Here is a 25,744-nt window from a genome sequence, read left to right as displayed (position 1 = left end):
TCTTTAGTTTAAATCTATTACTGCTTTTACCAAATCACCTCCGTAAGCATATAATTTCTCAAATTCAGAAGTTACCTGATCGAAATTAATTCGGTGAGTGATAAATAACTGTGTATCTATTTTTCCAGTTTCCATCAATTTTATAATTTTATCAAAATCTTCACTCATCGCCGCACGACTTGCTTTTAGTGTAAGTTCCTTTTTATGAAAATTAGGATCATTAAAGGTTACATCGCCTAAAAATAAGCCAACAAATACAATTGTGCCGCCAGCTGCAACTAAATTAAAAGTATTCATCATACTGGCAGAATTTCCTGTTGCATCGATTATTATGGTAGGCAAATCTCCGTTTAAAAGCGTAGTTAAATCAGCTAATGTATTTTCTGTAGCCATTAAAGTATCGGTTATACCAGTAATTGCTTTACACTTTTTAAGCTTATTCTCATCTACATCCATTGCAATTACACGGGCATTGCTCAACTTTGCAAACAACGCAACTGATAAGCCAATTGGCCCAGCTCCAATTACAAGTACAATATCATTAGCCGTTATTTGTGCACGATCTACTGCATGATAACCGATAGCCAAAGGCTCAATTAAAACCAGTTGATCGGGCGATAATGTTGCCGATTTATGTAAGAACTTTGAAGGATAAGTAAAATATTCTTGCATGCCACCATCTACATGCACGCCCAAAACTTTTAGGTGCTCACCACAGTTTGTTTTTCCTCTTCTTACGGCTTGTCCTTCAATATCGTTATAGTAAGGTTCTACACAACAAAGATCGCCAATGGCTACATTTTTAACCTCGTTGCCAATTTCAACAACCTCAACTGCAAGTTCGTGACCTAAAATTCGTGGGTAACTAAAAAAAGGCTGACTACCTTTAAAAGCATGCAAATCGGTACCGCAGACACCAATTTTTTTTACTTTTACCAAAACTTCATCTTTACCTAAATTTTTTGTTGGAATTGGTGCTTCGGATGACTTCCATTCACCAGGTTTGTTTAACGTTATAACTTTCATTTAAGCTGAAACAATTAAATCTGTGATTTTTTCGAATATTTCTTTTGGTAATACTCCCAATTCCCAATCTTTTACGGTTGCCGTAATTTGTGCTAAATTTCTAGCGCCCATTACAATTCTATCGGCCTCATTTATAGAAAAAAGATAGCGTTGCGCTAATGTGGGTAAACTCATGTCCAAATCATCGGCAATTGCTTTTACGGCAATTGCGTTTTGAAGATCTTTTTCGACAATAAAATCGCCATCTACACCTTCAGTTTTATATTTTTCGAATCGATTTCCAAGTAACGAAAAATGCAAAGCAGAAGCGGCATAATACGCAATACCTTCTTTTTTATATTGTTGAATTTCTCCGTTGAAAACGTTAAGATTGCAAGCATCCATACGCAGATAGCCAGATACTACATCAAAATTTTCTTTAGTGATGTAAGGCATAAAACTTAATGGAGGATTGCCACCTACGCCCAGATTTTGAACAAGTCCCTGCGATTTAAAATCTTTTAAATCGTTAATTATGCGTTCAATTTCATCTTCTGGCACTAAATGTGGCTCATGAAGAAAAAGTAAATCTATACTGCTTAAGCCCAAAAGTTCTAAACTATTGGCTAGGCTACGTTTCATACCTTCTGTAGAATAATCAAGCTTAATATCAAAAGCATTACTAGCTTGTAAACGACCAATTTTTGTGCTGATAAAAGGTTTTTCTCCATTCCACTGCTTTAAGGCTTTACCTAAATAAAGTTCTGCGTTTGAGTATGAAGGCGCAGTATCAAAAACCGATATTTTATTTTCTAAAGCGAATAATATAGCTTCAATAGATTCTTGTTCTTGTACACTTCCCCATACGCCACCTAAGCCTGATGTGCCATAAACTAAGCGACTTTTGTTGCCGAAAGCAACACTTTTTGTATAATCTCCCGTAATGTAATTTGGTCTTTCCATAATTTTTTAAAAATTAACTGTTGCTCCGCCATCTACTGGCAAAATAACTCCGGTTATGTACTTTGCAGCATCAGAACTTAAAAACAAAGCGGCATTGCCGATGTCTTCCGGTTCTCCAAAATGATCCATTGCAATGCGATTTGTGATTTTTTCTTTTCGTGCTACATCTTGATCGATTGCTTTTAAAAACATAGCAGAATTAATCCACCCTGGCGCAATTGCATTAACCCTAACATTATCTTTAGAGTATTCGGTTACCATTGCATTTACCATACCTGTAAGTGCGGTTTTTGAAACACTGTAAGCCACCACTCTATCAATACCAAATAAGCCTGCCATGGAGCTAATCATAATTATCGAGCCTTTTTTACGGGCCAACATATTTTTTGCACAAGCCCGAGTTAAACTAAAAACACTTAATAAATTTGTTTGTATAATTCTGGCAAAATCTTCATCAGTTGTATCTTGTGCCCAAGCTTTATGGTTAATGCCTGCATTATTAACAAGAATATCAATCGCTCCAATATTTTTTTCGATGCCCTCAACAAGTGTGGGAATAGCTGCCAAATCGGTAATATCGTTAACTATATAATGCGCAGCGGTACCGAGTTCCTTCGTTGCATCTGCCAATATACTTTCTCTCCTACCGGTGATAACTACTTGCGCGCCAGCCGCTATAAAAGCTTTAGAAATGCCCAAGCCAATACCAGTGCCGCCACCAGTTACCAAAGCTATTTTTCCTTTAAGGGAAAACTGTTCTAATCCCATATCTTATTTAATTTCTGTTAAGTGTTCATCCAAAAAGTTAAAGCCCCACCCTGGTAAATCATGTGGTTTAGCAAAACCATTTTGGATAACCATTGGATTATCTATCAATGGATCTACCCAATCGAACGATTCGGCACCCACACCATTTGAAATTGTACACAACAAAGGCACATCATAATCTTTATAATAGTGAGGCAATACTGGCAAATGAAAACTTTTCGCCAATGCTGCACTTTCTCGCCAAGCCTCAACACCGCCAATACGCAAAATATCTGGTTGCCAAATATCCAATGCGTTTCTACTTACCAATTCTCTTAATGGCAAAGTATCATATTCGCGTTCGCCCATGGCTAAAGAAATACCAGTTTGCTTTTTAAGTATTTCGTACGATTGAAAATCTTGATGATGAACAGGCTCTTCGAACCAATGAATATTTAAATCTTTAGCTGCTGTGGCCAATTTTATTGCTGCTGGCAATTCCATACCTTGATTGGCATCCATCATAATATCGATTTTATCGCCTACGGCTTTACGCACGATTTGTAATCTTTCGATATCTGTAGCCACTTTTGGCGAGCCAACTTTAATTTTTACAGCTTTAAATCCCCTATCGATATAACCGGTTACTTCTGCAATCAACTCATCTACAGAGTACGATATCCATCCGCCACTGCCATAAATAGCAACTTGTTCTTTATGTGTGCCTAAAATTTTATGAACAGGTAATTTTAAATATTTACCCCATGCATCCCACATTGCGATGTTTACCGCAGCCTGAGCCCACCTGAGTAAACCTTGATTGCCAAAATATTCTGCCAATTCATCTAATTTTTTATAAACTGCGCCAGTTTCATTTGCTTCGTAACCTTTAATTACCGGCAACACATCTTTTAAAGCGCCAATAATTGCATTTGGCGAATATTGAAAAGTGAGCATGTAAGATTCACCGATGATACCATTTTCTAATTCTATACGCAGTACTACGAAAGAAATTTCGGAAAGGGTATGTGTTGCATCAGATATTGGTTTTTTTAATGTTGTGGCTGCTTTGTAAATTTTCGCACCGCGGATGGCGAGATCTTTATTCATGTTATAATTTATTGGTTAGTAAAAAGCTTATTGAACTTCTAAAATTTGTGTAGATAAAATTGTTGGTTAGTTAAAATCGCCAAAAACGAAAGTTAAAATTACAATTACTAAAATATAAAAAACTGCTCAATACGTCCAAATTCTTGTCGTATTTTGGCATAATTCTTTAATTTGGGCACTTAAAATCAATCAGCAGAAAAATAATTAAAATTTATCGCCATGTAATTGTGTGGGCTCAATTTCAATATTGCAGATTAATTAACTGGAAATCTTATTTATTTCCCATCAATTATTACGAAATTAGGACGTTCATCGGGGTTTCTCGTAGTTACCACAACATTGTTGAGTTTTAATCCTTTTACGTGGCGTGCATAAACACCGTTTGCAGGTAAAACGATACTGTCGCGATCGAATGGATACATTCCAGCCCACCAATTTTTTATGTATTTTAAGTCAAGCTCGGGCACTTTTACGTTTTGAAAATCTTTTTTAGTTGCCCCACCATTTGTTTCAAGAATCATGTTGTTTATCTGAACGTCTTCAATTTTATGGCCAGGTAAACCACTGATAAAAATTAGAGAGTTTTTAGGCGTTATACCTTCTTTAAAAGCCGGACAATCGCTCCTTAATTTTTCAAATTTACAAGTGATGTTGCTAAAAATAAAACCTTTCATTTTACCAATCGGTGCCATTTCCATTGGCGCATCTACAGCTGCACGTTGCTGATAAAGTGCCATATAAATCGGCACGCGCACATTTTGCATCGATAAACCGTTAAATACCATATTTCCCATTTCGCCACCTTCACATAATTCAAACTGAATACCAACATGACCTATTTCTTTAAACACACAATTACTAACCGTAATGTTTTCGATATTACCTCGTGATAGTAAACCGATGCGGATTGCATCCCACTTACTGGTAAACGTACAGTTGGTAATCGTAATATCACGGCAAGGCTTATCTTTTCTCGAACTTTGAAGAGACAGACAATCATCAGAAGCACTGAAATCGCAATTTGAAACTCTTACGTTAACACAACCATCAAAATCTAAGCAATCATTTGTATAAAGCTCCGTACTGTTAATGGTAACACGATCAACAACAATATCAGTACAATATAGCCACGCAGTTGCCCAGCTGGGTGTATTTGTGATAAAAATATCAAGCATTTTTAATCTTGTACATGCTACAAAACGAAAAACCATCGGTCTATTTTCGTCCTTATCATCCTTTACGGGAAACACTTTTGCATTACCATCAACCGTACCGCCACCAGAAATGGTTATATTTTGAGCGTCCTTAGCAAAAATGAGGCATCGATTTATATCAAACTCATCTTTATACATGTGTTTATAGGTATCGGTGGTGTAATCGTTTATATCACCGCTCCCTTTAAGTGTTGCGCCGGCCTCAATTTTTAGGTTTACGTTGTCTTTTAGATAGATTGTACCGGTAATAAAAACACCGTTTGAAATGAGGACCGTTCCACCAGTTTTTGTGCAGTCGTCAATTGCTTTTTGAATGGCAATTGTGTTAACGGTAGTTCCATTGCCCACAGCGCCATAGTCGGAAATATTATAGTCTTTTGCGAATAAAACTGATGGAAAGCAAAATAATAACATTAGCATTAACTTTTTTAATCGCAGTGTATTATTCAAAATTTTTGTCGTTTTATTTGGGTTTTTCATGTATTAAGGTTGGTGTTTTGAGGATGATATTAGTATGTGATCAGATTGTATAAAATTTAATATCAGGTACAAAAAGAGATAAGCAGCTTCAAAATGATTTCTATTCTCATCATGATGTAGGTAAAAAAAAACTCAATCTCAAGATTAACAATTATTGTTAACCTTAAGATTGAGCACTACTTTATTAAATAAAATTAAAATTTTTAGTTCACACCAGTTCTAGTATCCCACCACATTTGGTCGCCCCAAAAAATATCAACAACTTTAACATTAAAAGGAAAATTATCTGGGTTTAATGTTCTTTCTTGATCTGCATAACTCATTCTAAAAGGCGGGCGATTATGACTTGCTGCATAGTTTTGCGATACACCTGTCATCAAAGGAATGTCTGTTCGTCTTGCTTCAGACCAAGCCTCTACACTTTGTTTAAATAAAGAAATGTATTTCTGAGTGCCAATTTTTTGAAGTTGAGTAGAAGTTGCTGTATTAAAATTAACTGCAGGCTTAGCTAAAAAAGTAGCAATATCTTCATCGCTTACTCCATTTTCTTTTAACGAATTGGTAACGCCTGCAGTATAAGCCGCAGCTGCATCGCCTGTAACTAAGTTACGCTTGTAAGCTTCTGCCAAAATAAAATATACCTCAGCACAATTCATGTAAGGAGAAAATCCTTTCGAATCATTTGCAAATCTATCTCCAATTTGAGATACATTATCGCTCGTATTAAGCGGATCTTGGCGTTGTGTACTAGAAAACTTATAACCGTTATAAACTCCAAATTTATTAGGCACTGCATAAACTGGCAGGCGAGGATCGCCATTTGCTTTTAAAGCCGAAATTAATACATCGCCCATACGGAAACTGCCGTATGCTCTATTGCCTACACCTGAATCTTCAAACCAAAGTTCTTCATCTGGCGCAACACCTGGGTAGTAAAAGTATGCGTTATCATCATTGCTTGTCATAATTGGATAATCGGTTGGGTTAGTTAAAACCTCCCTTATTACATTAGTTGCAGTGGTTGCATCGATATTCGAAACCCTAATAGCCAAACGTAACCTTAAAGAGTTGCAAAATTTTTGCCATTTCTTTGCATCCCCTTTAAATAGAAAATCTCCTGCTCCAAGAGCACCTTTTCCGGTTTTAAAAAGATCTGCCGCTGTTTTAAGCTCGGCAAACATGGCAGTATAAACGTCTTTTTGTTTATCGTATTTTGGATAAAGAATCTCATCATTTAATTTAAAAGCTTGTGCGTAAGGCATATCTCCAAACATATCGGTCGCTTTTTGCGCTGCATATACTTTCATCGTTAACGCTGCAGCTTGCAGGTTTGTATTTCCATCTTTACTAGCCTTTTCACCAGCATCAACAAAAACACTCATACCCGTAAAAAGATTATTCCACATATCGTTATTTATATCCACACGATATTCATAATCACCTGTAGCAATTGATGCCAGCATACCAGAATAAGAACCAGCATAGTAGATATCCAGCCTCGTTCCAAATAAAGTATTTCCTGTTGTAATTAAACCTCTAGCAAGAATATTAGTAGCGGGTGCCGTAGTTGGCGAATTTGGATTTTGATTAATTTCATCAAAACTCTTTTTGCAAGATGTAAGTGCCATGATTGCACACAGCGCAATTAGGTACTTAGCTTTATATATTTTTTTCATAATTTTTAAATTTTGGGGTTATTTTTTTTTAGAAACCAACATTTAATTTCAATCCGAAGCTTCTGGCGCCTGGTAATTGAAAATCTTCAAATCCAACGCCATTATTGCCAGCACCAAAACCTGTTTCCGGATCGATGCCATTCACTCTTGCCAATTTAGATCTGTACAACATGGCAACGTTACGGGCTAACAAAGTAAGCCTCAATGACTGAATGCCTTTAATTTTAGATACATTAAACGGATAAGAAAGCGTCATCTCCCTTAACTTAACAAACGAACCATCTACAATTGGAAATTCTAAATTATTCCACAACCAGTCTCCACCATAATAAGTTTGAGCAGAAACTCGTTTGGTATTTGGCGTACCATCGGCTAAAACACCTGGCACAACTAAGCCGGTTTCTCTAACATTATCAGCAACAGTAGCAGGCCCACTTCCATTTGCCCAACCATGCCACAAAGTAGTGCTAAAGAAATCGCTACCCCATCTCGCATCAACCAAGAAACTCAATTGTACTTTTTTGTAGCTAAATGTATTCTGTAAGCCACCTGTCCATTTTGGTGTAACATTACCCAATTCTTTAACATCTGTAGAGGTTGCTGGCACACCATTTCCATCAATTACAATGTTATTATTCGCATCTCTAACAAAACCTAAACCGTATAAAGTACCCCAAGCCTTACCCGGAACCGCAATTGTTTGAACTCCACCTGGGCCAGTACCTATAATATAAGATTGTAAATTACCGTAAAGTTTATTTACCGTATTTTTATTTGTAGCGAAGTTTAAGGTTACATCATAAGATAAACCAGTAGGGTTTTTTACAACACCGGCATTAATCTGTAACTCAACTCCGTTGTTGCTAATTTCTCCCGCATTTAACAGTGCTGAACTAAAACCTGTAGGCGATGAAACTGGAACTGATAAGATTTGATTAACTGTTTTTTGTCTGTAGTAAGAAAAATCTAAATTAATTCTATTTTTAAAAAAGGCTAAATTTGTACCAATCTCAAAAGATCTTGTTTCCTCTGGCTTTAGGTTTACTGGAGGTTTTTCACGTCCTTGATTAAATATAGACACACCACCAAAGCTACTTCCGCTGTAGGTATTTTGCAGACGGTAAGGACCTGTATCTCCACCTACGTTTGCAAAACTAGCACGTATTTTACCATAAGTTAGTACATCAGATTGCAATTTAAAAGCATCGGTAAAGATAAAACCTAAATTAACTGAAGGATAAAAGTAAGATCTTTTCTCTGCTGGCAAACTTGAACTCCAGTCGTTACGGGCAGTTAAGCCTAAGAAGATGTAGTTTTTGTAAGAAAAATCTGCTGAGGCATATACACTCTCAGTTGTCTTTTGCGAGTCGTAATTACTTACTCCAGGTGTACCTTTGACGTTAGCTATGTTGAATACATCTGCCACTGTCAAATCTGGGGCGCTTAAATACATACTTTTGTAAGTTACATCTCTATAATTTCCGCCAACTAAACCAGAAATTCTGAAGTCGCTAATTTGCTTATCGAAACTTAAAATCAAATCTGCATTTGTGTCTTGATTAAAGTTTTGGCTTTGATTAAACTGCCCACCTCTACCTTTCGCAACATTATCCGCACTTCCTGCTTGGACGATTCCTTTTCTGTACTCATTATAAAAATCGGTACCTCCTCTTGCAAGAATATTTAACCAATCGTTAATTTGATACTTGGCTGTTGTGTTACCATAAAATCTATTTCTATTTAACTTATTTGTATTGGTTAACGAATAATACATATTATCTAAAAAAGGCGAAATGTTTCCAACATTCCCTTGCTTATCAAATTGTTGGCGCATGTACGGAATATCAATATCTCGTTGAAACCATTGAAGATATTGCATTGATGAATAATAACCATTTTGAGAAACATCAAGATCTTTTGTTAAATAATTAACATTGGTTTCGATAGAGAATTTTGAGGAAGGGGTTAAGGTAATGCTTCCGCTCAAGGTATTTTGGTTTTGTCCGGTATTGTATTCTAAACCTTTGTTATCCGATCTTGTAAAACCTAATCTTCCAAAAGCCTTTTCTCCTTTAGAATATACAGAAACATTCTGCTCTACATTATTTCCATTTTGATAGAAATCAGCGATACTATTTGGTCTCGAAATCCAAGGGCTGTTTGGCCCTGTTGACCACTGATCTAACAATAGGCCTGCATCCATTCTCGGCCCCCAACTTACTGGGTTACCATCATTTACGCCACCACCATTGCCATCTATCCAATTATACGAATATTGCTTCGCATAGTCTTGATAAGAAAGCTCTGGATGAAGTTTTTTCCAATCATACTCACTACCCCTATCGCCACCACCATATAGATTTTGAGTTTTTATAAAATAAGCAGGTTTATTAGACATAAAAGAACTGCTTACATCTACTCCGAAATTTTTACCTCCGGCGTTTCCTTTTTTCGTAGTGATTAAAATTACGCCATTTGCTGCCCTACTACCATAAAGCGCTGATGCTGCAGAACCCTTTAAAACAGATACCGAGGCAATGTTATTGGCGTCGATATCAGATGTTACGTTACCGTAATCCAACCCACCATTTCCATCTAAACTAGCAGCCGAATTGTTAATTGGCGTACCATCAACCACAAATAAAGGCGTATTACTGCCCAATGATGCGTTACCACGGATGGTAATCCTTGATGACGCCCCAACAGAGCTACCCCCACTGGTAACCTGGATACCAGAAATTTTACCCGAAAGTGAATTTACAATGTTTGGATCTTTAGCCTCATTTACATCATCACCTTTAATTTCCTGCACGGCGTAACCTAAAGATCGTTTTTCTCTCTTAATACCTAAAGCGGTAACAACAACTTCTCCAAGTTCTTTATCGCCATCTTTTAACGTGATTTTCAAATCAGTATCACTACCAACAAGAACCGAAGTTGAAGCGTAGCCAATGGAAGTAATTTCCAAATGCTGGCCCGCAGATGCCTTAATGGTAAACTTACCCTGGTTATTAGCTTGGGTAACTGATTTACTTTCTTTAACTTTAACTGTGGCAGAAGGAATACCCTTTCCTGTTTGATCATTCACAGTACCTGTAATTTGTTTATCCTGTGCGCTTACAGATAATTGCAAAGCGAGCAAAATGAAAACAATACACGTAGATAGTAGTGTTCTTTTCATAAAATGGTTTATTTGGTTAATATTAATTAAATACTAAGTTAATAAAGTTATACTAAAGAAATATACCGCTATATGGACAAATCCTTGTTGTATTTTGGCATAAAAAATAATTTTCTTACCACCTCCATTTACACTATTTTAGCTAGTTGTAAAGTAAAATTGGGTTTGAAAATTACAGTTTAAATTAGCAATTGGTTGTATTATTATTGCGAATCATGCTCCTATTTTAACACATATATTCATTATTCGTCACTTATCAATAGAAGGTAATGAAAAAGAGCGTAGTAGAGTTGCTTTTACAGCAATCGACTACGCTCCTAGTGTTAAATTGTTTAATAGATGGAAATTTAATCTAAATTATTATTGCACTACAATCACAGTGTTTCCGGACACCCCGTTTACGGTTACCGTAATTGTAGCCAAACCTTTCCCAACAGTTTTTACAATGCCTAAATCATTTACGGTAGCAACCGATGTAGAATCACTGCTGTATTTTACATTTGCTTTTGATATATCAACAAAAGATCCGTCATTATTTACTGCTTCAACTAAATTATCGGCAATGGTGTGATTATCTTCTAAAGCAATATTAACTGTACTTTTAATCCACTTATTTTTGGCTTTCAAATCTATTGTTTCTCCTTCTTTATACACCAAATCTTCTGGCGCAACCGTAACGTGAGCAACTTTTGGATTTAAATCACCTTTAACATCCACTGCAACAGAATCTGCAATATCTTTGGCGTTGTAACCAACCTGAAAATTATACGAACCATTGTTTACTACACTTTTAAGTTTCTTTTTATCCCAAAAACCTAAATCTGCAGCCAAAACTTTTAAAGTTATATTCTGACTTTCTCCGGGGTTTAAATTATTCGTTTTTTGAAAACCCATTAATTTATTAATTGGCAATTGAGCGCCCTTAACTTTTGGAGCAGCCACATAAAGTTGCGAAACCGTTTCGCCTTTTAGGTTGCCCGTGTTTGTTACTTTATAACTTATGTTAATGCTATCATTTGGCGAAATTTGTTTATTTGATACCTGAACATTGGTTATTTTGAATTGGCTATAACTCAATCCATATCCAAATGGAAAAGATGGTTTGCCGGTAAAATGCATATAAGTTCTACCCAAACCATTGGTTTCCTTAGGTTTAAGATAATAGTTTGAAAAGTTTGGCAACTGTGTGTCATCTACATACCAAGTAAAATTTAGGTGTCCACTTGGGTTTTTATCACCAACTAATACATTTGCTAAAGCAGTACCTTGACTCTGCCCATTATAGCTGCTAAACATAATTGCTGGAAAAAACCCTTCAATCATGTCAATTTGAACCGGCCCGGTAGCTTGAATGTTTAAAATCATATTTGGATTACCTACCGCAGCAACCTGATAAATCATTGAATCATAGTTACCTGGCATCGCAATGCTTGCTCTATCGTGGTCTTCGTGAGAGATAATAGAATCAGTACCTACAAAAACCATGACCAAATCTGCAATTTTAATATCTGCTTTTACTTTATCGCTTAAAATTGCAGCTTTTGTGGCGTCTGTTGAAGTGCCAATGCTGTCGAAGATAATTTCAATATTCGAGTTAATACTTTTCAATTTTTTTGCAATTCCATCAAAAGCGCTAACTGTAAAACTAGGCGTTCCTGAATAACCACCTAACGTTAATTTTTTAGCCAGATTACCAACGATTACTACCTTTTTTAACTTTGAAGGATTTAATGGAAGCAGTTTATTTGTTGAACCGCCAACTGCATCATTTTTAAGTAACACTAAATTATTCTCTGCAACTTCTGTGGCAAGCAATTGATGCTTTACACTTTGTATTACATCCTTTTTTATTTTCGTGTAGGCTACTTTCTCAGGAGGATCGAATTCTCCAGTTTTCATCCGTATTGTAAAAACACTTATCAATGCACGATCAAGTACGCCTTTACTAAGCAAGCCAACTTTTAATGCTTCTTCTACATTTTTTAGTGCCGCTTCATCGCCACCACAATTAAGCGTTGTACCCGCACGTACAGCGTAAGCCTGTCCACCCGCTGCACCAGAAATGGTTTTGCCAGTCATGGTGTTTGTCCATATTGCAGCTGATCCATTTTTATCGGAAGTCCAACCTGGAGGCGCCCAAGCATGACCTGATGGATAGCTGTTGTAAACCGTGCCTATTGCACCACAATCTGAGGTAATGTAGCCGTCAAAACCAAAAGTGCGTTGGGCTAAATCGCAAATAAGATAGGTATTTGCAACAGCTGGCGTACCATTCACTGCGTTGTATGAAGTCATTAAACCTGCCACGTGCGCTTTTTCAATAATATATTTAAATTGACTGGTGTAATAATCACGCAACGTTTCGTCATCGGTATTTGAAGAGAGGCCGTGACGATTATTTTCTACATTGTTAAGTGCAAAGTGTTTAGCTGTTGCAGCTACTTTTAGATAGCCAGTTTCAGATTTTCCTTCCATCGTTTGCCCTTGATAGCCATTAACATAAGCAGCGCCCATTATTGAAGTAAGGTAAGGATCTTCACCAAAGGTTTCATCTGTACGCCCCCAACGTGGATCACGCGCTAAATTAATAGTTGGCGCCCAATAGGTTAAGTAACCGTAGTTGGTAATAGATTCTCCAATATTATTGTAACTGTTGCCAAAAAGTGATTTATCTACAAAGCCACGTGCTTCATCTGCAATAGCAACAGCAGAACGGTACATCAGTTTTGGATCCCAACTCATTGAAGTGGCAAAGTTTACAGGAAAACTTGTTGCTTTTGTATCGCCATAAATACCCAATTCTGCACTACTTGGAACGCCTCCATTTTTAAGATTTCCAAACATGGCATATATACCATGCTGTCCTTCACTCCAATAAAAATATTCCTGCACGCCCAATCTTGGTATGCCTTTTACTTTATTGGTGCGAAGCTGACTTACTTGTTCCTCTAAAGTCATTCTAGATACTAAATCGGCCGCCCTTTCTTTAAAAGAGTATCGGGTATCTAAATAAATTAAGCCTTTGTCTTTCGCCATCTTCTGTAACTTTGCAGACTTAGAACTTAATTTTTGGGCAAAGCTAGTTTGAACGAATAGTTGCGCTAACAGTAGGCAAATCGATATTTTAGATAGCAATTTAATTTGTGCTGAAAACTTTTTAGTCATGTTGATTTCAATTATACTTTTTATTTGCACTTAAATGCTTTTTTACTAGATTCTATTTATATCGACGTTTGAATCACTACTCAATTAATTTTTATTTCACCATTATCATTTTCTTAATTTTTATATTATCTGATGAGCTCCCAATCTGAATCTCAAATTCACCAGGTTCTACAACACGCTTCATATCTTTATTGTATAAAAATAAATCAGAGATGGGCAGTTGTAAATTAACGGTAGCCGTTTCACCAGCTTTAATAAGCACCTTCTTAAATGCCTCTAATTGATGGATAGGTGTTACAACCGAACTAACAACATCGCGAACGTAAATTTGAACCACTTCTTTTCCATCCATTTTACCAGCGTTTTTTACTTGTACAGAAATGTTCAGCGTATCTTTATCTGTCAGGCTTTCACTGCTTAACGTGGCTTCTTTATATTCGAAATTCGTGTAGCTCAATCCATACCCAAAATTCCAAAGTGCATCCGGACTACTGAAGACATAATCTCTTCCGGGTTTGTCAAGCGTCCCTCTTTCGCGATAAATTCCCTTATCACTTGGCAAATAATTGTAGTAACAAGGTAGGTGACCAACGCTTTGCGGAACAGAAATTGAAAGTTTTCCAGAAGGATTTACTTTACCAAAAAGAACATCTGCGACAGCATTACCTTGTTGCTCTCCGCCATACCATTGCGCTAAAATCGCATTTGCATTATCTTTAACCCAGGGAATTGAAAGTGGCTTACCCGATACTAAAACAACTATTATTGGTTTGCCAGTTGCTTTTACGGCTTTAATCAAATCTTCTTGCACACCCGGAAGATCAAGGTTGGATAAGTCGTAACCTTCGCCACTAGTGGCATCTTTATAATCTCTACCTAGTGATGCACTTTGCGTACCCACAAAAATAACAGCTACATCACTATTTTTCGCAGCTTCTACTGCCTCAGCTATACCGTCTTTTTTCTGACTCCAAACATCGCACCCAGCGGCATAATTTACTTTTACTGTTTTACCGACTAAGTTTTGAATACCTTGTAGTGGCGTAACACCAAATTGGTTAGATCGAGTCCAACTATAATCGCCAAACTGTACATTACCAGCATTTGGACCAAGCACAGCAATTGATTTATATTTTTCTGTACTTAAGGGCAGTATATTATCATTTTTTAATAAAACAATACTTTCTGAAGCAATTTCGCGGGCTATTGCAACGCTTTCTTTAGTATGGATAGCAGTTTTTAGTTTCTTCATATTAGGAAACTCATATTCAAAAAGACCACTTTTAAACTTTACGTACAAAATACGACTTACTGCTTGGTCGATGGTTTTTATATCTATTTTACCCTCGCCCACCATTTTCTCCAAATCCAAGTAATCATCACTCGATGCTTCTACATCAATACCAGCTTCAATAGCTTGTTTGGCAGCTTCACCTTTATCAGCAGCTGTTTTGTGGTAAGAACGAAGCATATCTACAGCATCCCAATCAGAATATACGTAGCCTTTAAAGCCTAACTGATTGCGTAAAACTTCGGTAAGGTAATAATGCGAACTGGCAATAGGTTGCCCATCGTACGAGTTGTAGCTGTTCATAATAGAAAGTGGATTGGTGTTTTTAATCGCAATTTCGAACGGTAAAAGGTACATACTCCTAAAATCTCTCTCGCCACCACTAACGGATGCCAAATTTATGCCACCAGTTGGCGAACCGTGCGCCACAAAATGTTTAGGTGTACATACTACGTTTTGTGATTGAAAACCATTGATAAAAGCCGATGCCATCATACCGATCAGCAAAGGATCTTCTCCGTAGGTTTCTTCTACACGCCCCCACCTGGTGTCGCGCGCAATATCTAAAACAGGCGATAATACTTGGTAGATACCAATGGCTTTTGCCTCAAGCGCTGCCGCTTTAGTCATTTTATTTATTAAATCAGGATTGAAAGTACTGCTCATTGCCAATGCCTGCGGATAAATAGTACAACCATCTTGAACTACACCATGCAAACCTTCGGCACACGTCATTACAGGAATACCCAAACGTGTTTTTGTAAGCATGTATTTTTGTAGGGTAATTAGCGATTGGGCGTAGTTTTCGGCAGTATGGGTTAAGCCCTCCACGCAACCGTAACTAATTCCTTTGTAAAGTGTATCGAGTTTGAGCAGGCTGTGGCTCGGGTTGGTGCCATGGATGTGTTGCGTTTGCATAATTTTCTCATGCAAGGTCATGCGTGAAAGCAAATCTTTAACGCGATCCTCTACCGGAAGTTTAGGGTTTTGATAAGGTAATTTTTGCTGTGCGAAAAGTGTAATACTTGCAACAAAAAAGGCTAAAAAAAATGTTGTTCGTTTCATAAATTTATTTGCTATTGGTATTATTGTTTTAACTTCTGTTATCTTAATTTAATTTCGAATTTTTCGATGGTTAAACACAGTTTATTGTAACTCCACACAACTGTAGTTTATACTCAATGCAATCGATTGCATTTCATTTAGCAAGTATAACTAAATCAGTTGATTATTACGAATTAAATCGCAGTTTTTTCCATTAAAAATGGCAACGTTGCGTTATTTGTTTTTATTTTGAGGGAATGCATTATTATTCAAGTTTGATCCACTAGCATTCAGTTGCTTTTTCTATTGCATCTAATTAAATTTAAAAAATAGCAAAGACTTTAAATACCCTGCTTAGCGATAGTTTTCCTATGCAAAAAAAAATATTTACTTAAAATGCGGATTAGTTATTTTGCATTTACTAATTTACGCTATAAACTATTTAACATCGAACTAGCTTTCTAATCAAATTTAAATCAAAACCCTTCAAAATGAAAAATTTAAGCGGATCAGTACTTATTCTTGCGCTTTGTGTCACAGGTTGTTCAAACCCCACAAAAACCGAAAAAAGTGAAGAAAAATTAAACTTGGAAGATCATGACGCTAAAGTCGAATTTCGACGATTTACGTATTCTTTAAATTCAAATAATAAGCAAATCGAAGTATTGTTGCGCAAAATTAATTGGATTGATGTTAATAAAGAGGCGAAACAATTTGGCCTTAATGGCGCTAACTGTTATAAAAAAGACGATGATTATTTCTTTATTATAGATGCTGAACACACTCTAAATAGCGAAACTGCGCTTAAAGCATTTGAGCAAATAAAGGAAGTTTCTAAACTCACCAAAAACTTAAAAGCTATAAACCAACCGTTTTTAACAAGTGAAGCTGCATTGGAGCGCATTTACGAATTAGACCAAAAAGCCATTTACACACCCAGTGATGGACAATTAAAAACAGCTATTGGTGCGCACAAAAGATTTGTTTGGACGCTTTTGCTAAATGAAGATTCGACATTGCTTAAGGAGTATAAAGAAGTACATAGCATGGGGAAAGCTTGGCCACAGATTACCAAAAACATGAAATTTATTGGCGTGAAGGATATGGAAATTTACTTGGATGGCTATCGTGCTATGTTAATTATGGATGCAAGACCAGGTTTTGACATGGCGGTTTCTGGACCAAAGTGGCAAGAACTCCCGCAAGAGAAAGAATGGCAAGATCATGTTTCTAAATTTCAGCGTATAGCGCCGGGTTCTTCAATTCAAGAAAAATGGCAGGATATGGAAAAGTTGTAGAAACTAAAATTTAGAAATTTATTAAATCGAGTGATATTTCGGCCCCGGCGTCATTTCTAGCAACCGACAAGCATGCGAAAGCGGAAAACGCAACGTGGCGTAGAAAGGTTGCGAACATATTAACCATAAAAGCATTTAAGATGCCCTTAGGATAGCTGGCGGAAAAAACGGAGTATTGGACAACGCAAAATTTAATTCTTTTAAAATTTCTTAAATTATTTGTTTTGAGGCGCCTCATCAGCTGTTCTACCAAACAAAAAAATCCTCGTTAAAAATATGAACTTTTAACGAGGACTCACGCTGATGCCCTGTTAAGGACTAGGACTTATTGCGAATAATTGAAATGTGCATAGCAAATAAATTCAGCTTCTTCGATTTCAATAGATGTTAGCGTGCGAAAAATCGCTGGTCAAACACCAAGTTTAGCGGCAATAATGATTAGCTGACCAGCGAAGGTAAAAGCATCGAATTATTATATTCATTCTATAATAATGTACAATATTTAATACTCCGAAACTTCCATTCCTTTAATTACAGACCCATTCACTGTTTGTCGTAAACCCAGCGTAATTACATTTTGTTGATTTTTTCCACGATTTAACCAACACTCAGGCAAATAAAATTCACGCTGTGGACCTGCCTCCCAATGCCTGCCAATGTTGTGCCCGTTTAAATATATGTAACCATTGCCCGATGCGTTTATAAGCAATCGCCAAGTTGCTGCGGCACTAGCATTTTCAGGCAGCTTAAACTCAGCTCTGTACCATGTAAGTAAAGCATCTTGTTGCCCTTTTGGCTGAATATCATTGCCTTTACGGGGAATCACAAAATCTGTATCTAATTTTATTTCTTTCCAGGATTTGTCATCGAAATCATTTGCCATGAAACCGTGTTCAACTCCAGCCAAATCAGTTGCTACTTGCCAGTCAAGCTGTTTTTGTATAACAGTTAGCGTATCACTCAATCCTGCTTTATGAATGCCACACAATTCTTCCATAGGGTAATAACCATGCTCATGACCAATATTTTCGTACACAACATTAATTTCATTTTGCCCATTTTTTAATAAGCCCGCCACATTAAAAATATTATCGAAGTCGGTATCCTTTATCATTTTAAAAGATTTATCAAAATCTCTAGCCACTGTTGCAGCGTATTTATCATCAGGATACAAACGAGGTGCTATTTTGCCATTTACCTGCACATTTAAAATATCTCTTGAAAATGTATTGAACAATAATTTTGAAAAGCGTTTGGCTTCATCACCACTCAATGAATAATTTGAGCGGTACAATGTGTAACGGGCATCATTTACACCCAACTCTGGCAACGAAACTGACTGTGGTAATTTTTGCCAGTTGGCTGTAAAATCTTCGTTATATTTTTTCACAGCAACAATTCTTACACTCTTTTTTGTCGTTGGTTTCTTTGCAATGATATTTTTATAACTCCACCACGTTCCATTTTTTACTTTTGTATTTGGACGAATGATTAATACTTTTGTTTCTAAAGAATCTAATTGGTAATTAATTACAAACGATGGTTCTGAAGTTAATTTGTTTTTCCTGTTGTTATCTACAGCTATTAATACTTTTTCGGCATTTTGATTAATGTTGTAAACAGGGTTTTCAGTTGATGCGTTTAATGCGGGCTCAACAGTTACTGTTCCCTGAATCATTTTTTTTTGTGAACTATTATGTAAAAAAACAAATCGGGTGTCATCATCAGCAACACGAATGCCTCCAACCAATTCACTTGGCGCATTTTTAAATGAACAAATACCTCCTTCAGAGTGAATTAATTGTTGCTGGTATTTGTTTATAAATTCGCCTAAATTTTTTGCTGCAAAATACTTTTCGGATAGTTCGCCATTTTCTCTGATGGCTGCGTTATAATCATAACTTGTGGTCTGCCCTCTTGCTCCCCATCCTGCAAAATGAGTTCCACCATGAAACATATAATAATTCAAACCAGTAGCACCTCCTAAAATCGACATCATCCCGATCGCATAAAAATGTTTATAGTTCGATTCATTTTCTTCGCTCAACTGCCCAGTTACGGTAGAGAACCAACCTCCCTGCAACTCCATAACAAAACCTGGCGCATTGGGTTGATTGTATTTTAAGTCTTCCATACGTTTGGCACAGCTAATGGCTTCATTCAATCCAACATAATAATTATCGCAGTCAAAAACATTCGAAAGCAAACTGTCCTTACTCCCCCGGGTTTCCGAAGTAAGGCAGGTGAACACAGGAACGTTAATTCCTGCATTTACAACAGCCCGATACAAGGCTTGTAAAAATTCCTTTTTATTATTTGTATCAAAATAGTCATATTCATTTTCAATCTGAACCATGATAATTCCTTTTTTGCCCTTGGGCTTACGGGTAATCTGCTCATCGGCAATAAATTTGCAAACTGCTTTGTACCAATGCAAACTCCATTTAACTGCTTCGGGGTCGTTACTTCTAAGCCAGTACCCTTCTACATTTGGGCGGAATTTCGCCAGCCATCTTGGATATCCGCCACCGGCCCACTCCGCACAAATGAACGGTCCCGGACGGACAATCGTATATAAACCAAATTCGTTTTGCGCCATATCCAGCCATTCTTTTAAATCGGAAAAATTAAATTGAGATTCGTCTTGAATATCTTTGGGCATATTCAGTTCGTGCCAATTCCATGGGATATAAGTTTCTACAGTATTGAAACCTGCAGCCTTTATTTTCTGAAATCGATCGCGCCACAATTCTTTTGGCGATCGGAAATAATGAAATGCAGCACTATAAACAAAGGTTTCTTTGCCATCTATTTTAAAACAATTGCTATTGTATGTTACCGTTTTATTGACCTCATTTTGAGGTAGGTTTGGATAAAGTTCAATCCCAGTTTTATTATATTTTGATGTGTTATTTTTCGATTGCCCAAAAGCTACACTATGCAAAAATAAAGTGATTATAAAAAATGGAGTTATTCTAAAAATTTTCATGATTTTATTTTTAAAAGTTGGCGATAATTTCGCTGTTGGTTAAAGGTACAATGATATGATTTTTTTGCCTCGATTGCTCATCGCCTATATCGGGGATAGCGTTGTATGTTATACAACAATGATTATTAGTTAAATTATAAAGTTCTATTTCGATCATAAAAATATAAATTGTTTTCTTTAAATATTCATTCATTTAGCCTGACAATAAGTTATTTTTCTTAGTAAACGGTTACCAATGGCAATAATGTGGTAAGTGTAAAAAAAAGCCAACGTTTTTATTTAACTACATCAATCAGAACTACCGCAGGCCGTTCATCTTTTGCAATTGTGGTAAATTCTGTATTGATCAAACGCACGCCTTTTACGTGGCGCATGTATAATCCAAAAGCAGGAACTGTGTTTTTAAACTCAAAATATTCTGGCCATCTGCCATCTAATTGTGCTGAGGTAAATTCTTTTAATATGTTTTTTGAATCGGCAATTGTTCCGCCGCCCGGAAAAACTGCTTGAATATTGTTGAGTGTTATATTCTCAATCGGGTGCCCCGGCAAACCTGTAAATACGAATGCGCAATCTTTACCACGCGCATCAGTTTCTACAATAATGTTGTTAAATTGAATATTGGTCATCGTTTTCATCGGCCTATCTTCATTGTTTGCATCAACCCATGCGTTTTGCTTAGTAAAGGTCATAAATACCGGCCTCGGTACATTTTTCATAACCAGGTTACTAAATATCATGTTCTTCATTTCGCCACCTTCACACATTTGAATTTTCAATCCTGAATCGCTGTGGTTGTTAAAAATGCAATTGGTAACTACGATATTTTCAAAATTACCACGAGAGAGTAAGCCAATTCTTATGCCTGCCCATTTACTCGAGAAAACACAGTTTGTAATTACAACATTTTTGCTTGGTTTATCTATCATTGATGTTTGAAGGCAGATGGAATCATCGCTTGTATCAAAAGAGCTGTTGCTTACACGCACGTCTGTACAACCATCAAAATCTAACCCATCACCATTCCAATTGGCCTGACTAAAAATAGTAATTCCATCCACCACAATATCATTGCAATAGCGCCATTCGGTAGTCCACGATGCCGGACTTTCTATCGTAATATCTCTCAACCTTATGTTTGTGCTGTTTAAAAACCGTAATATTTTTGGTCGGTTTTCTTGCGGATCACCCGCATTTGGAAACAACTTTCCTTGGCCGTCTATTTTCCCTGTTCCGGTAATTGAAATATTTTTCACATCAGATGCAACTATCAAACACCTATCCATTTCAGCTTCGCCACGATACATGTGCCGGTCGGTATTGTTGGGATAATCTTTAATGTTTGCACTGCCCAATAACACTGCACCGGCATTAATTTGCAGGCAAACATTACTTCTAAAAAATATGGTGCCTGTTAAAAACTTCCCTCCTGTTACCAGCACTGTACCGCCGCCAGCTTTGTTGCATGCATCTATAGCATTTTGAAACGCCTTCGTGTTTAATGTCTTACCATCACCTTTTGCACCATAATCTCGAATATCGAAAAATGTATTCTTTATCCTATCGTTTGTTGACCGATAAATAGATTTGGTTTTTACTGTGGCTTGTACCGCAAATACACTAAGTAAAAGTATAATGCTAAAAATCTGTTTCTTCATCGGGTTATTGTTGTTAACAATTTAAGAAATAAACTAGTGAATTTCTTAAAATCTGTAGCGATTACACAGAACACATCAGATGTAAAACGCTACAGATTAACTTAAAAAATTAATTCAACTTAATTTTAAAAGCAACTGCTTTAATTTCAGGCTGTAAATTTTGCTCAGGCATTTTTAGCTGCGGATGTCCGTTGGCCCATTTCCAATTCGCCTGAGTATTTGAATTTATAACTTCGATAGATTTAATTTTGTATTTTTCTTTTGTAATTGATTTTAGATCAACAATATGTCTATCATTATTAGAACCATTTAAAACAATAGCATAAATGGTTTTATTGTCTTTGCTTCTGGTGTAACGCACGCTTCCTATCCCATTTTCGGTCCCTTCGCCATAAGTTACCCATGGCCTTGTGTTGTATATTGATTCGCCATTTGCTTTTAACCATTTTCCAACGCTTTTTAATGTAGAAACTGTACGCGGATTAAAGGAACCATCGGACATCGGATCAACATTTAAAAGCAGATTGCCATTTTTTGAAACAATGTCGCTTAGGAAGTTAATTAGTTCATTTGGCGATTTCCATGAGGTATCAGATTTTTGATAAAACCAGGAATCCCCTTTCATAGAATCATCTGTAAGCCAAGGATAACTCGTTATTTTATCTTCTTTCCCTCGCTCAAAATCTAATACACCTGTATATTTGTGAACATCGTCTCCTTTTTGAGTAACTACACCTTTAATATTGTTTTTATTCGCCCAATTGTAATAAAAAGCAAACATTTTCTGTCTGTCGATATCAAGTAGATTATCGTTAAAGTCCATATCAAACCAAATTAACGATGGTTTGTATTTAGTTACAACCTCCTTAATTTTATCGAGCCATAATTTTTTAAAAGGTTCACTTTCTGGAGTTTTTGGTTTATGTGGCATGGTATAAAGGCCAGCATAAGCCGTATCCGCAGCATCATATTCAAATGCCGCATCATAATATTGCCAAGCATAAGCGTGGTGAAAGGAAGTCATAAAATACATGTGTCTTGCTTTAATTTCTTTTTCTAACTCGCCCACAATATCTTTATGTGGCCCCATTTGCATGCTGTTCCATTTAGTTAGTTTAGAATCCCACATGGCAAAATTATCATGATGTATTGCAACTGGCCCAGCAAACTTTGCACCAGCATCTTCAAACAATTGTGCCCATGCTTTTGCATCAAATTTTTCTCCTTTAAACATGGGAATAAAATCTTTGTATCCAAATTGATGTTGATCGCCAAAAGTTTCTTTAGAATACCCAAAAACCGGGTTCGACTTTACATACATTCTCATACCGAACCATTGCGCCTCATCGTTAGGTGCATTTTCATCGGCAACAGTATTTGGGCCCCAATGGGTATAAATTCCAAATTTTGCATCTCTAAACCATTCCGGTGTTTGATGCTTGGAGAGCGATTTCCAATTGGGTTGGTATAACGCTGTAGATTTATTTTGCGCAACGCAAACCATGCCGAAGAAGCAAAGAAATAAGAGTAAAAGATTAAACGATTTCATGTGATTTTAATTTAGTGTGTATTTGATTATTTGTGTGTCTATTTTTAAGTTGTTAACTGATTCAATGCATTTGATAAAGAACCGTAACTGCTATATTAATTATTTTGTGGTATTGTTTATAAAAGTGGCGTATTTGTTGAACATTTGCATCGATACCTCTACCGGATTGCCTTTCGGCGTAGTCGGAAAAGTATCGTGTTTGTGAGACCACTTCGTTTCAAAATCTTTAGACCATTTAAGAAAATCAGCTCGATCCCACTTTTCGTTATTGCGCAAAGAATATTCTACTTCGTCAAAAAACTTATTCCACCTCACCAAATGGTAATCGGTAAACATTCCCGCCCATTGTTTGTAAGCGTACGTGTTTAAATCATCATACTCTCCTTCAGTAAACTTCTCGCCCCAAAGGGTTATTATGTTTCGGGCATTCCATTCGTATAGGTCTTTTTCAGCTTTCGTATCCCCCCATCTTTTCGCATCTTCTATCCAATTTCCTAAAAGATATTCTCTCTTGGTAGCAAGTAGTAAATCAAAATCTTTTATTAAATCAACATATTGCGCCTTTACCTTTAAAAATCGATCAAGATCTTTCTTTTCGTAAGCATCTTGAAGTTCTAAAATCCAGTAATAAGCTAACGGACTTATATATTGCCTAGTTAGGTTTACCACATCAAACTGATAGGTATCTAAAGTCTTAAACTCATCAGCACATTTCAACAAATTATCTAAAGCGTGGCCTAAAACTTTTGGGTCATAATCTGGTTTCGGATTGGTGCGATATTCGAATTTCGAATCATAAAACCCAGGTCTTTCACATAAAAAAGTACCATTTTGCGCGTTAGCATTATAAACGGTTTGAAGCATACCCTCCCAAGCTTGTACAGCGTACTTATTCTTATTGCCATATCTATTTTTAACATAATCGCCAAGCCATAGTTTTACATCAGGAATTTGCTTATCCCAAACCATACCCATTGTTAATTCCTGCACCACTGGGTTATTTCCGAAATACTCCATCGACATACCTATACCCGAGAAATTTCCTTTATCGGGGCTGTTAATCACATCTTTTAGGTTAGCTGTGATATCGTTCAATTTACCGCTCATACTGGTTCTGCCACCAAAATTTTGCAATACATTCCACACCCAACTTTTGCCAAAAAAAGCAGATTGAGTTTTCCAAACGGGATGTACTTCGCCATAAAGATCAAGCACAATCATTTTATCATTTGGCACGCCATTAAAGAGCGCTTTTACTTGCGGTTCTTTCCAAAAATTATCAATACTATAATAAAGAAACCATGCCTGCATTACCCAAACAGCTTTTGGATCTTCACTTGCCATAGAATGATAGACCGATTTACTTACATTCGTTAAAAAAGTTGGGTCGTTGCTATCGGGATTAACTTCGTTAAAGCAATCTGCCGAATAATAATGATCCGTTCCGTACATTTCAGTCTGCTTTTTTATGAACAACTTTCCAATGCGCTGAAATAATTCATCTGACGGATCTAAAAAATTAGTTCCACCAAAACCTGCAGACCAGTTACCCGTTTTGCGGAGTTTTGCTTGTGGAAAAACTTCTTTAAGCGCCTCTGGAACGTGACCTGTAAAAGCTTGCAAAATTGGTTTCATACCAAATGCACGCTCTCTTTTAAGAATTTGCTGTTGAAGCGTTTTGTGTTTACTTATCCACGATTGTGGTAAAGGGCCTCCCAAACCATCAATATTGCCCATCCACGACCATGGTAAATAAGCAGGTCCCACTAAAAAATCATCTATTTGCTTTTGGCTTAAACCTAATTCTTTATAAACCTCTGTCCACACGGCTTCTTGACCAGTTATGGCAAGTGGAAAATTGACGCCATTCATCGCCATCCAATCTATTTGGCGTTCCCATTGCTCCCAATTCCACCAAGCCATGGTATAACTAAACGTGCAAACATTAAAAAAATACCGGTGGTTAAAATCAGTTTCTACTCTTTCGGGAGAAGATGGCAACGGTAATTTATTAGGCAACGCAATGTGCTCATCAATAATTGAAAATTGGGAATTGCAATATTTTTTCAAATACCAGTTCAGTCCAGATGCGAGCGATACGCCATTGTTACCTTTAACAAGTATTTTTTCGCCTTTTGCTGAAACCTCAAAAAAATCTTTTCCCTCCGTTTTTTTATCTAGTTGAAATACAAAATTACTTGAACGCGCTCCCAATACCCTTTTTGCTAAAGCGTAGGCATTTTGAAGCGCTATATCATTCTTGCTAGGTAATGGTTCTATTTTACTATTAGCGAAGCTAACATGGAATACGAATAGGAGCAAATACAAAACAGCAAATTTTTTCATTAAATTATTCGTTAAGTTAATTTCGTTA

At 36.6% G+C, this 25,744-nt stretch carries 15 protein-coding genes; 1 reads left to right on the top strand and 14 read right to left on the bottom strand.

Annotated features, from left to right (window positions below; genetic code table 11):
• Positions 1 to 3 precede the first annotated feature (3 nt).
• From EZJ43_RS09585 to EZJ43_RS09545, 9 genes are all read right to left on the bottom strand, one after another.
• Positions 4 to 1,026 (bottom strand): zinc-binding alcohol dehydrogenase family protein, encoded by a 1,023-nt coding sequence (locus tag EZJ43_RS09585; protein ID WP_133262491.1) that lies wholly within the window; start codon positions 1,024 to 1,026, stop codon positions 4 to 6.
• Positions 1,027 to 1,968 (bottom strand): aldo/keto reductase, encoded by a 942-nt coding sequence (locus EZJ43_RS09580; RefSeq protein ID WP_133262490.1) that lies wholly within the window; start codon positions 1,966 to 1,968, stop codon positions 1,027 to 1,029.
• A gap of 6 nt (positions 1,969 to 1,974) precedes the next feature.
• Positions 1,975 to 2,736: an SDR family NAD(P)-dependent oxidoreductase gene (locus EZJ43_RS09575; RefSeq protein ID WP_133262489.1), complete on the bottom strand. Its 762-nt coding sequence runs from the start codon at positions 2,734 to 2,736 to the stop codon at positions 1,975 to 1,977.
• A gap of 3 nt (positions 2,737 to 2,739) precedes the next feature.
• Positions 2,740 to 3,825 (bottom strand): mandelate racemase/muconate lactonizing enzyme family protein, encoded by a 1,086-nt coding sequence (locus EZJ43_RS09570; protein ID WP_133262488.1) that lies wholly within the window; start codon positions 3,823 to 3,825, stop codon positions 2,740 to 2,742.
• Between the two features lie 275 nt (positions 3,826 to 4,100).
• Entirely contained in the window at positions 4,101 to 5,519 is a 1,419-nt protein-coding gene (locus EZJ43_RS09565; RefSeq protein WP_133262487.1) for a glycoside hydrolase family 28 protein, read from the bottom strand.
• A 203-nt stretch (positions 5,520 to 5,722) separates the two neighbouring features.
• Positions 5,723 to 7,195, bottom strand: coding sequence for a SusD/RagB family nutrient-binding outer membrane lipoprotein (locus EZJ43_RS09560; RefSeq protein WP_133262486.1), 1,473 nt, complete (start codon positions 7,193 to 7,195; stop codon positions 5,723 to 5,725).
• A 28-nt stretch (positions 7,196 to 7,223) separates the two neighbouring features.
• Complete coding sequence (locus tag EZJ43_RS09555) at positions 7,224 to 10,376, bottom strand: SusC/RagA family TonB-linked outer membrane protein (protein WP_133262485.1); 3,153 nt, start codon at positions 10,374 to 10,376, stop codon at positions 7,224 to 7,226.
• 360 nt (positions 10,377 to 10,736) lie between these two features.
• Positions 10,737 to 13,412, bottom strand: a complete 2,676-nt coding sequence (locus EZJ43_RS09550) for a glycoside hydrolase family 3 C-terminal domain-containing protein (RefSeq protein ID WP_165953128.1) — start codon at positions 13,410 to 13,412, stop codon at positions 10,737 to 10,739.
• 220 nt (positions 13,413 to 13,632) lie between these two features.
• Positions 13,633 to 15,897 (bottom strand): glycoside hydrolase family 3 N-terminal domain-containing protein, encoded by a 2,265-nt coding sequence (locus EZJ43_RS09545; RefSeq protein WP_133262483.1) that lies wholly within the window; start codon positions 15,895 to 15,897, stop codon positions 13,633 to 13,635.
• A gap of 470 nt (positions 15,898 to 16,367) precedes the next feature.
• Here EZJ43_RS09545 and EZJ43_RS09540 point away from each other — a divergent pair, with 470 nt between their 5' ends.
• Positions 16,368 to 17,174: an L-rhamnose mutarotase gene (locus EZJ43_RS09540; protein WP_133262482.1), complete on the top strand. Its 807-nt coding sequence runs from the start codon at positions 16,368 to 16,370 to the stop codon at positions 17,172 to 17,174.
• 502 nt (positions 17,175 to 17,676) lie between these two features.
• Here the strand turns inward: EZJ43_RS09540 and EZJ43_RS09535 are convergent.
• The 5 genes from EZJ43_RS09535 to EZJ43_RS09520 form a co-directional block, all read right to left on the bottom strand.
• Positions 17,677 to 20,163 (bottom strand): beta-galactosidase, encoded by a 2,487-nt coding sequence (locus tag EZJ43_RS09535; protein WP_133262481.1) that lies wholly within the window; start codon positions 20,161 to 20,163, stop codon positions 17,677 to 17,679.
• 10 nt (positions 20,164 to 20,173) lie between these two features.
• The gene (locus tag EZJ43_RS17105; RefSeq protein WP_165953127.1) at positions 20,174 to 20,356 is read right to left on the bottom strand and encodes a hypothetical protein; all 183 of its coding nucleotides are present in this window, start codon (positions 20,354 to 20,356) and stop codon (positions 20,174 to 20,176) included.
• 82 nt (positions 20,357 to 20,438) lie between these two features.
• The gene (locus EZJ43_RS09530) at positions 20,439 to 21,821 is read right to left on the bottom strand and encodes a glycoside hydrolase family 28 protein (RefSeq protein ID WP_133262480.1); all 1,383 of its coding nucleotides are present in this window, start codon (positions 21,819 to 21,821) and stop codon (positions 20,439 to 20,441) included.
• Between the two features lie 109 nt (positions 21,822 to 21,930).
• Positions 21,931 to 23,370 (bottom strand): alpha-L-fucosidase, encoded by a 1,440-nt coding sequence (locus tag EZJ43_RS09525; protein WP_133262479.1) that lies wholly within the window; start codon positions 23,368 to 23,370, stop codon positions 21,931 to 21,933.
• Positions 23,371 to 23,469: 99 nt separating this feature from the next.
• Positions 23,470 to 25,716, bottom strand: a complete 2,247-nt coding sequence (locus EZJ43_RS09520; RefSeq protein ID WP_133262478.1) for an alpha-N-acetylglucosaminidase — start codon at positions 25,714 to 25,716, stop codon at positions 23,470 to 23,472.
• Positions 25,717 to 25,744 lie beyond the last annotated feature (28 nt).

The sequence above is a fragment of the Pedobacter changchengzhani genome (assembly GCF_004354365.1).
Lineage (GTDB): Bacteria > Bacteroidota > Bacteroidia > Sphingobacteriales > Sphingobacteriaceae > Pedobacter > Pedobacter changchengzhani.
The sequence above is the reverse complement of the archived record's forward strand: the minus strand, read 5'-3'. Positions and strand labels throughout refer to the sequence as shown.